Source organism: Segeticoccus rhizosphaerae, assembly GCF_009192725.1.
In the GTDB taxonomy this organism is placed as follows: Bacteria; Actinomycetota; Actinomycetes; order Actinomycetales; family Dermatophilaceae; genus Segeticoccus; species Segeticoccus rhizosphaerae.
This window is the reverse complement of record NZ_VOHR01000136.1, coordinates 1-9,631: the sequence shown is the minus strand read 5'-3', so window position 1 is coordinate 9,631 and position 9,631 is coordinate 1. Positions and strand designations below refer to the sequence as shown.

Genomic DNA, 9,631 nt, shown 5'->3' with positions numbered 1-9,631 from the left:
CCTCCGGCCCCATCGCCTGATAAGTCGACCGGGTCCGCTCCGTGTGCATCCGCATCACCCTCGCCGCAGTCGCCCCATCACCCGCCTCCAACGCCGCGATGATCCGCTCGTGCTCGTCCCAGGAGTGCATGCCCCGGGTGCGGGCGACCGGCTTGTAGAACCACCGCACCCGCAGATCGATCGACGCGATGCAGTCGCTGAGCAGCTGGATACCGGACAACGCCGCGATCCGGCGATGGAAGGCCGAGTTGGCCGACACGACCACCCCGACGTCCTTGGACCGCACCGCGCCCCGGCCCCGCTCGCAGATCTCCCGCAGCTCGTCCAGGCTCGCAGGCTCCATCCGTGGGGCCGCCAACCGCGCGGCCTCGCTCTCCAGCGCTGCACGAACCGCGAAGACCTCGTCCACCTCGTGGTCCGTGGGTTCGTGCACGAAGGCGCCGCGACCCGGCCGCAGGTCGACCCAACCACGCGCGTGCAGTGCCTGCAGCGCCTCCCGGACCGGTCCCCGGCTCACGTTCAGGCGCTCGGCCAGCTCGGTCTCCACCAGGTGCTGCCCGGGCGCCAACGTGCGGGAGATGATCAGCTCCCGAAGGGCGTCCTGGACCCCCTGCCGCAACGGCCCCGGCCGCTGCAGCGGACCCACGTCGTCGAACTCGTCGACGACGACCTTCGTACGTGCCACGGCTCAGCGTCCGACCGCGTAACCCTGCATGCCGCGGGGATTGGCACCGGCATGCAGCTGCCCGTCGGCGCTCCGCGAGACGGCCGTGAGCCGGCCCAACGACCACGGGTCCTCCACCATGACCTCGTGCCCGCGGCGCCGCAGCTCGGCGACGGTCGCCTCGCCGAGCCGCGACTCCACGTGCAGTCGCCCGGGGTGGATGTCTCGCGGGTAGAAGGAAGACCGGAGGTGACCTGAGCTCCAGGCTGGTGCGTCGATGGACTGCTGCAGGCCCATACCCGCATGCAGGACGTGCAGGAACAGCTGCAGCGACCACTGGTCCTGTTGGTCACCTCCGGGAGTGCCGAACGCCATCCACGGCCTGCCGTCGCGCAGCGCCAGGGTCGGCGACAAGGTCGTGCGTGGCCGTTTCCCCGGTGCGAGGGAGCCCGCAAGGCCCTCCTCGAGCCAGAACATCTGGGCACGCGTCCCCAGTGGAAAGCCGAGCCCCGGGATGACCGGGGAGCTCTGCAGCCAGCCACCGCTCGGGGTGACCGAGACCATGTTGCCGAAGCGGTCGACCACGTCGACGTGCACGGTGTCCCCCCGGGTGTCGCCGGTGGCGCGCACCGTCGGCTCACCCAGACCGCCGGCCTCGCGGCGGCTCTCCGCCACGGACTCGTCGCCGGCCAACGCCGGCATCCGGGGAACCCTTCCGCCGGGTCGACCCGGACGCAGGCCGCCCACGTCGGCCACCTCGCCGACCAGGGCGCGGCGCTCGTCGTTGTAGGCGACCGACAGCAGCTCCTGCATCGGCACGTCGACGAACCCCGGGTCGCCGTACCACGCCTCACGGTCCGCGAAAGCCAGCTTGGCGCACTCGGTCACCAGATGCACCAGGTCGGGACCGGCCTGGTCCAGTCCGTCCAGCTCGAATCCACGCAGCAGCGCCAGTTGCTGGAGGAACACCGGGGCCTGCGACCAGGCACCGGCCTTGAGCACCGTGCAGTCGCCGTAGTCCAGGGACAGGGGCTCCTCGATGGTCGCCCGCCAGGTGGCCAGGTCCTCGCCATCGAGCAGCCCTCGGTGTGGTTCGCCCGACACGTCCATCACCGCGGTGGACCCGACGAAGTCGGTGATGGCCTCGGCGACGAAGCCCTCGTAGAAGGCCCGCCTCGCCGCCTCGATCTGCACGTCTCTGTCCGATCCGGCGGCCTGCGCGGCGGCCAGGACCCGCTCGTAGGTGTCGGCGAGGTCGGGGTTGGTGAGCAACGTTCCCGGCTCGGGCGCCCGTCCCCCGCGCAGCCACACCTTCGCCGAGGTGTCCCAGTGGTCGGTGAACAGGTCCCGGACCGTGTCGATCGTCGAACAGATCCTGGGCAACGCAGGAAAGCCCGTCCGCGCATACCCGATGGCGTGCTCGAGGACGTCACGCGGCCGGAGCGTGCCATAGCGCTCGAGCATGGTCAGCCACCCACCGAACGCGCCCGGCACGCAGGCCGCCAGCAGGCCGGTCCCCGGCACGAGGTCCAGGCCCAGGTCGGTGAAGCGCTCGATCGTTGCGGACGCGGGTGCCGTGCCCTGACCGGCCAGCACGAAGGGCGCCTCCGTTCGCGCGTCCCAACCCACGGCGGGGACCTCACCGGCCGGTCCGTTGAGGTGGGGTTCGACCACCTGCAGCACGAAACCGGCGGTGACCGCCGCGTCGAAGGCGTTGCCGCCACGCTCGAGGACGGCCATGCCGGACTGGGAGGCCAGCCAGTGGGTCGAGGCGACCATGCCGAACGTGCCTGACAGCTCAGGTCTCGTGGTGAACAAGCGGCCCAGCTCCCTTCGTGATGTCCGGCGCGGTGCCGTCCGCGTGGACGAGGTGGCAGGCCGTGCGGTGGCCCTGCCCATGATGGGCGATCAGCTCGGGATCCCGGTCACGACACAGCGGCAGTTCCGCGACCGGACAACGTGTGTGGAAGTGGCAGCCCGAGGGCGGGTTGACCGGGCTGGGGATGTCGCCGGTGAGCACGACCCGTTTCCGCTCCCGCTGGACCGGCGGATCCGGCAACGGGATCGCCGACAGGAGCGACTGGGAGTAGGGGTGCCTCGGGTGCTTGAACAGCTCCTCCCTCGAGGACTCCTCGACGATCCGCCCGAGGTACATGACGGCGACCCGGTTGCACAGGAACTCCACCGCGGCGAGGTCGTGCGCGATGAACAGGCAGCTGAATCCCATGTCGCGCTGGAGGTCGAGCAGGAGGTTGATGATCGAGGCCTGGACGGAGACGTCGAGCGCCGAGACGGGCTCGTCCGCGATCAGCAGGCTCGGTTCGAGCACCAGCGAGCGAGCCAGGCCCACTCTCTGGCGTTGGCCACCCGAGAGCTCGTGGGGGTAGCGGGAGCGCATCTCCGGTCCCAGGCCCACGCGCTCGAGCATCTCGTCCACCCGCCGGGTGAGGTCCTTGCCGCGGGCGATCCGGTGCATCCGCAGCGGTTCGGCGACCACGGCACCCACCTGCATACGTGGGTTCAGCGAGGAGTGCGGGTCCTGGAAGACCATGTGCACCTGCCGTCGCAGGTGCCGCAGAGAGCGTTGTCGAAGGTGCGTGACGTCCCGGCCGTGGATCTTGATGGACCCTGCGGTCGGCTCCAGCAGGCGCACCACGCACTTGCCGACCGTCGACTTGCCACTGCCCGACTCACCGACCAGCCCGACCATCTCACCGGGTCCGATCGACAGGTCGACGCCATCGACCGCGTAGACCTTGCCTCCACCTCTGCTCCGGTCGACGTCGAAGTACTTGCGCAGGCCGCTGATCTCCAGCACCGGCTCACTCATGGCAGGACCACCTCCGTGGGGTGCGCCCGGGCGACCCCCGGGTGGACGCACGCTGCCCACTGGCCGGGCGCCGTCTCGGCCAGCCTCGGCATCTCGGTCCGGCAGTCGTCGCTGACCCGGGGACATCGCGGGGCGAAGACGCACTCGGTCGGCGGCTCGTGCAGCGTCGGCACCATGCCGGGGATCTCGGCCAGCCGGCCCTGGACATCGGCCAGCACGAGGTCGGGGCGGGGCACGGAACCGAGCAGTCCCAGGGTGTAGGGGTGCTGCGTCGATGCGAAGAGCTCGTCGACGGCGCCGGTCTCCACGACGTGCCCGGCGTACATGACCACGACGCGGTCGGCGATGTCGGCGACGACACCCAGGTCGTGCGTGATCATGACGACCGAGGTGTCGAGCTGGTGTTGCAGGTCCCGGACGATGTCCAGGATCTGGGCCTGGATCGTCACGTCCAACGCCGTGGTGGGTTCGTCAGCGAGGAGCACCTTGGGGTTGCAGGCGACGGCCATCGCGATCATCACGCGCTGCCGCATGCCACCGGACATCTGGTGCGGATACTCGTCCACCCGTCGGTCGGCAGCCGGAATGCGCACGAGGTCGAGCAACTCGATCGCGCGAAGCCGTGCCTTCTTCCGGCTCAGTCCCTCGTGGCGGCGCAGGACCTCGCCGATCTGGTAACCGACGGTGAAGACCGGGTTGAGCGACGTCATCGGTTCCTGGAAGATCATCGAGATCTCGCGACCGAGGATCCTTCGCATCTCGCGGCCGCTCAACCCGGAGATCTCGCGGCCCTCGAGGCGGATGCTGCCGCTGCGCGATGCCGCCGGCGGCAGCAGGCCCATGGTGGCCATGGCCGTCATCGACTTGCCACAGCCGGACTCCCCGACCAGCGCGAGCACCTCACCCGGTTCTACGGAGAAGGACACACCGTTGACGGCGAGGGTCTGTCCCTCGTCGGTGTCGAAGCGCACGTGCAGGTCCTCGACCTCGAGCCGCGCCATCAGGAGGCCAGCCTCACGTCGAGGACGTCCCGCAAGCCGTCGCCGAAGAGGTTGAACGACAGCGTCGTCACGGCGATGGCCAGGCCCGGGAACACGGCGAACCACGGCGCCTGGGAGACGTACTGCTGGGCCTGGCTCAGCATGGTGCCCCAGGCCGCGGTCGGGGGCTGGACGCCGAGCCCGAGGAAGGAGAGCACGGCTGCGCCGATGATGGCGCCCGGGATCGCGACCGTGGACTGGACGATGAGAGGGCTGAGGATGTTGGGCAGCATGTGCCGACGCAGCACGACCCGTGTGGGTGCGCCGTTGATGACGGCCGCCTGGACGTACTCCTGCTCCCTCAGCCCCATCACCTCACCGCGCGTGATCCGCACGAACATCGGCAGCTGCCCGACTGCGAGGGCGATGGTGGCGTTCTTCAGGGACGGTCCCAGGATCGCGGCAAGGCCCACCGCCAGGATCAAGAACGGGAAGGACAGCACCACGTCGGTCACCCGGGAGACGATGACGTCGACCCAGCCCCGGTAGTACCCCGCAACCATGCCGATCGGCACCGCCACCACCAACGCCAGCAGCGTCGCGAAGACGCCTGCCGTCAGCGAGGCGCGACTCCCGACAATCAGCCGCGACAACACATCCCGACCGAGGTCGTCGGTGCCGAGCAGGTGTCCGGGCGAGCCCGGACCCTGCAGGATGGCGGAGTAGTCCGAGGCGGCAGGGTCGTAGGGCGCGAGCAGTGGCGCGGCAAGTGCGACCACCACGACGACCACCACTCCCACCAGGCCGATCAGCGCCAGGGGACGACGCCGGAAACGCGCCACGAACCGACTTCTGCCGGCCGACCGTCGCCGCCCCACGCGCACGGTTGCCCCAGCCGCGCTCATGCGGCACCCCCTGAGACCCGGATGCGCGGGTTGAGCAGGGAGTAGGCGATGTCGACGAGCAGGTTGGCCACGATGTAACCCGTTGCGGTGATGAGTACCACTCCCTGCAGGCTCGGGTAGTCACGGCTGAACACGGAGTCGATGGTGAGCTTGCCGATGCCGGGGATGATGAAGATCTGTTCGGTGATGACCGCCCCCGAGATCAGGGTGCCGAGTTGCAATCCGACAACCGTGACGACGGTGATGAGGCTGTTGCGCAGCACGTGGATCCCCACGACGACCCGCTCACTCATCCCCTTGGCCCGTGCGGTGCGCACGAAATCTGCCCCGAGGGACTCGAGCATCGCCGATCTCATCTGTCGCATCACGACGGCGGCCAGCCCTATCCCGAGCACCACGGCAGGCATCGCCATGTGGGACAGGTTGCCGAGGGGATCGGTCAGCGGCACGAAGCCGGATGCCGGCAACCACTGCAGGCTCACGGCGAACCCCAGGATGAACAGGATGCCGAGCCAGAAGTGCGGCACCGAGAGACCGACCAGGGCGGTGGTGCTCGCGACGTAGTCGGCCACGGACCCTCGGCGTACCGCGGCGAGGATCCCGATGGGCAGGCCGATCGCCAGCGCGATGATCAGCGCCAGTCCGGCCAGCTCCAGCGTCACCGGGAGCCGCTCGGCCAGCGTCTGCGAGACCGAGATGCCCGTCTTCGGGGACTGTCCGAGGTCACCCTGTATGGCGTGCCCAAGCCACCGGACGTACTGCACGGGCACCGGCTGGTCGAGTCCGTACTCCTGTCGGATCGCCTGCAGCACCTTGGGGTTCGACGTTTCCGCCGACAAGGCTGTCGCCGCGTCCCCGGGGAGGGCCCGCACTCCGACGAAGACCACGATGGTGGCGATGAACAGCGTGACCAGGGACTGGCCGACCCTGCGCAGGATGTACCACTGCATGGAGCCTCAGCTGCCCGAGATCGAGGCGCTCTTCAGCCGGATGAGTCCGTCGCCGTAGTACTGGATGCCGCTGACCGCGCTTCGGTATCCCATGACCACCTTCGGGTAGTACAGGTAGATGATGTTGTTGTGCTGGAGGAAGGACTCGGCCAACTGCTGGAAGACCTGCTTGCGCGCCGCCTCGTCCGTCGTCGACTGCTCCTTCTGGATCAGCGACTGCACGTCCTTGTAGTTGGCGCCGCTGTAGTTGAGCGCGCTGTCGTTGTCCCAGAACGGTGCGATGTTCTGGTCGGGATCGAGCCGCCCTGACCAGCCCACCTGGAACGTCTCGAAGTTGCCCTTCGCCGCGTTGTCGAGGGCCGTGGTGAACTCGATCGGGTTGACCTTGACGTCGAAGCCGGCGTCCTTGGCCATCGACTGGATCACGGTGCCGAGCTTTGTCGCGTCGGCGTTGCCGGCCTGCACATTGACCTGCACCGGGATCGGGGTCGGCACGCCGCTGTCAGCCACGAGCTGCTTGGCCTTGGCCACGTCCCGTTTGGGGCAGGTGATGTCCGGCGCGAAGGGACTCTCCGGCGAGATCGGGGTGCACCCGGGGACGTACTGTCCCTGGAAGACCACCTTGTTGATGGCGTCACGGTCCAGGCTGAGCGCGAGCGCCTGCCGCAGCTCGGGGTGCTGCGCCATCGGGTTGTCGACGGTGTGGTTGCCCGGCTTCCCGGCACCGGCGCTGTTGGACACGTTGATCGTCAGTCCCTGGTAACCCAGAGACGTCACCGGCCAGACCTTGACGTCGCTGGAGCCCTTGAGCGTCGCCACGTCGGGGGGCGCGATGCGGTCGGCCACGTCGATGTCGCCTGAGCGCAGGTTGGCAGCCCTGACGTTGGGCTGGGTCACGGCCACGAAGGTCACACCGTCGAGGTGGACCTTGGCCTTGTCGTAGTAGTACTTCGACCTGGTCAGCTCGATCTTGTCGGAGGAGGGCCGGTCCTTGAAGGAGAACGGCCCGACACAGACGGGGTGCTTGGCAAAGTCGTCACCCAGCTTGTCCAGCTGCTTCGGCGACAGGATCATCCCGGACCGGTCGGCGAGAATGGCCGTCAAGGGTGCGTAGGGAGTCTTCAGGTGCAGACGCACCGTGGTGGGGTTCACGGCGTCGACCTTGGTCACGGTCGTGAGCTCCGAGGCGCGCGCGGACTTCGGGTCGTCCTTGTAGTGCTCGAGCGTCTTCTTGACGGCCTGGGCGTTGAAGTCCGTGCCATCGTTGAACTTCACGCCCTTGCGCAGCACGATCGTGTAGGTCTTGCCGTCCGGAGAGACCTTGGGCTTCTCAGCGGCCAACTGGGGCACGATCTTGAGTCCGTCACCGACGTCGTACAGCTTCTCGCACATGTTGGCGAAGACGATTCGGCCCACGTACGTCGAGGCGACCGTCGGGTCGAGCGCATCCGGGGCCTCGGCCAGGGCGACCGTGAGGTTGCCGCCCTCGTGGGCCGCTGCACCCGAGGCGGGCGCCGCAGAGGAGTCGCCACCGCCGGTGTCGCCTCCGGTGCCTGCGGGCGTGCTGCCGGTGGGCTGGGAGCACCCGGCAGCGCCCAGCCCGAGGGCCAGGGTCATGGTCAGGAGCAGTGCGTGGCGCGGTCGGGGCATCGGGATCGGCCTCCGTAGGTAGTGGGACGGCGCCAAATCAGTAAACTGTAAACAATTATGCAGTGTCAATAGTCTCCAAGTGGAAATGTTTGGAGGCGGGTCGAGCCCGTGACGATCCACGTCATCCCGGAATCGGGACGATGCGGCCTCTGGTCAGGAGTCCTGGCGCTCAGCGCCGCACAGGTCTTCCACTGCCGCCAGAAGAGTTCGAAACCGCTTGTCTCCCAAGGACTTCGAGATACGACTCTCCTGCGCCTCCACGATGGCGTCCATCCTTGCCACCGAGGCCCGTCCCGCCTCCGAGATGTGCACGGCGACCCTGCGCCGGTCCTCGGTGGACTGTCGGCGGTAGACCAGGGCCCGGTCGACCAGCCCGTCGACGATCCGGGTCACGGACGGCCCCGGCACGCCCAGTCGGTCGGTCAGGTCTCCCATGAGCAGCCCGTCCGAGGCGTCGAGCGCGTGCAGCACCCGCCACTGGTCGACGGTGGCCCCCTCCTCCTCGAGGAGCTGGTCCAGCGCGCGGGACAGTCGTCGGTGGGCGGTGGACAGCGAGTCGAGCAGTCGTGCCTGCCGCGTGCCACTCATGCCTTCTCCTCGTCCAACCAGCCCACGATGGGGAGCATACTCAGACCAGTGACACTCTCAGCTCCCGTGATCGACCCCCTTGACGCGCTTCTCGCCGGTGCCGACCGGCGGAGCCTGCGCGTCGGGCTGGCCGTGCCCTCGTCCGGACCGATGGGACTCACCGGCCCGGCGGCGATGGCCTGCGCGCTCCTGGCCGCGGAAGACGCGAACACCTGCCGCAGTCACGCCGACCAGCCCCTCGACCTGGTGCCCATCGACGCGGGACGGGACCCCGAGGACGTCGCCCGGGAGGTCGCATCCCTCGTGGCCGCACGGGCCATCGACACCCTCGTGGGGTTCCACACCAGCGACGTGCACCGTCGTCTGGACGCCGCCGTGCAGGGGCGGCTGCCCTATGTGTTCACGCCTCCTCACGAGGGTGGCAAGCGCTCGTGCGGAGTCGTGCTGCTCGGCGAGGGCCCTAGGGAGCAGCTGCGGCCGGTCGTCGAACGGCTCGTCTCACGGACCCGGCTACGCCGCTGGGCCCTGGTCGGCAACGACTACATCTGGCCACGAGCCGTGCACGCCGCGGCAGGGGCGTTGATCCACCGGGCGGGCGGCGACGTCGTCCTGCAGCGCCTGGTGCCGTTCGGCGCCGTCCCCGCCGAACAGCTGATCCAGGAGATGTCGCGCGAACGCGTCGACGCGGTGCTGCTGAGCCTGGTGGGCCGCGACCTGGCCACCTTCAACCGGGGCTTCGCGCGGACGCCCGCGGGGCACCGGATCGTTCGTGTCTCCGGATCCCTCGACGAGACAGGGCTGCTCGAGGCAAACGGTGACTCCACGGGCGAGCTCTATGCCGCGATGCACTGGTTTGCCACCGACCGCCAGAGCGAGGAGTTCCAAGACCGCTACCGACAGCGCTGGGGACCCACCGCGCCCACCGTGAGCGTCTACGCCCAGGGTTGCTACGAGGGCGTCCAGCTCGTCTCCCGGCTGGCACGCGCCGGGGCGCTCAACCCGGGGGCGGTCACCCGGGCCGCGGCACACCTTCGGCCGCGACGACCCCGCGTGCGGCTGGCACG

General features: G+C 69.1%; 9 protein-coding genes. 1 reads left to right on the top strand and 8 read right to left on the bottom strand.

Annotated elements, in window-relative coordinates; genetic code table 11:
* The 8 genes from FRW57_RS12030 to FRW57_RS11995 form a co-directional block, all read right to left on the bottom strand.
* Positions 1-685, bottom strand: a 685-nt coding sequence (locus FRW57_RS12030) for a GntR family transcriptional regulator (protein ID WP_203230309.1), incomplete at its 3' end; no start/stop codon positions are given.
* A gap of 3 nt (positions 686-688) precedes the next feature.
* Entirely contained in the window at positions 689-2,482 is a 1,794-nt protein-coding gene (locus FRW57_RS12025) for a gamma-glutamyltransferase family protein (RefSeq protein ID WP_476748653.1), read from the bottom strand.
* The gene (locus FRW57_RS12020; protein ID WP_137122525.1) at positions 2,463-3,494 is read right to left on the bottom strand and encodes an ABC transporter ATP-binding protein; all 1,032 of its coding nucleotides are present in this window, start codon (positions 3,492-3,494) and stop codon (positions 2,463-2,465) included. Before FRW57_RS12020 ends, FRW57_RS12025 begins: the two co-directional genes overlap by 20 nt.
* Positions 3,491-4,495: an ABC transporter ATP-binding protein gene (locus FRW57_RS12015; protein ID WP_137122524.1), complete on the bottom strand. Its 1,005-nt coding sequence runs from the start codon at positions 4,493-4,495 to the stop codon at positions 3,491-3,493. Before FRW57_RS12015 ends, FRW57_RS12020 begins: the two co-directional genes overlap by 4 nt.
* On the bottom strand, positions 4,495-5,316 hold the full coding sequence (locus FRW57_RS12010) for an ABC transporter permease (RefSeq protein WP_238384783.1): 822 nt from the start codon (positions 5,314-5,316) through the stop codon (positions 4,495-4,497). The genes FRW57_RS12015 and FRW57_RS12010 overlap by 1 nt, the downstream gene beginning before the upstream one ends.
* A gap of 59 nt (positions 5,317-5,375) precedes the next feature.
* Positions 5,376-6,329: an ABC transporter permease gene (locus tag FRW57_RS12005; RefSeq protein WP_137122522.1), complete on the bottom strand. Its 954-nt coding sequence runs from the start codon at positions 6,327-6,329 to the stop codon at positions 5,376-5,378.
* 6 nt (positions 6,330-6,335) lie between these two features.
* On the bottom strand, positions 6,336-7,979 hold the full coding sequence (locus FRW57_RS12000) for an ABC transporter substrate-binding protein (protein ID WP_137122521.1): 1,644 nt from the start codon (positions 7,977-7,979) through the stop codon (positions 6,336-6,338).
* A gap of 153 nt (positions 7,980-8,132) precedes the next feature.
* On the bottom strand, positions 8,133-8,567 hold the full coding sequence (locus FRW57_RS11995) for a MarR family winged helix-turn-helix transcriptional regulator (protein ID WP_137122520.1): 435 nt from the start codon (positions 8,565-8,567) through the stop codon (positions 8,133-8,135).
* A 48-nt stretch (positions 8,568-8,615) separates the two neighbouring features.
* Here FRW57_RS11995 and FRW57_RS11990 point away from each other — a divergent pair.
* Positions 8,616-9,631 (top strand): ABC transporter substrate-binding protein (locus FRW57_RS11990; RefSeq protein ID WP_162529342.1); only part of this gene is annotated, 1,016 nt, incomplete at its 3' end.

Coding starts and splice junctions, on each gene's coding strand:
- FRW57_RS12005 (WP_137122522.1), bottom strand. CDS start 6,329: ATGCAGTGGTACATCCTGCGCAGGGTCGGCCAGTCCCTGGTCACGCTG.
- FRW57_RS12000 (WP_137122521.1), bottom strand. CDS start 7,979: ATGCCCCGACCGCGCCACGCACTGCTCCTGACCATGACCCTGGCCCTC.
- FRW57_RS12020 (WP_137122525.1), bottom strand. CDS start 3,494: ATGAGTGAGCCGGTGCTGGAGATCAGCGGCCTGCGCAAGTACTTCGAC.
- FRW57_RS12015 (WP_137122524.1), bottom strand. CDS start 4,495: ATGGCGCGGCTCGAGGTCGAGGACCTGCACGTGCGCTTCGACACCGAC.
- FRW57_RS11995 (WP_137122520.1), bottom strand. CDS start 8,567: ATGAGTGGCACGCGGCAGGCACGACTGCTCGACTCGCTGTCCACCGCC.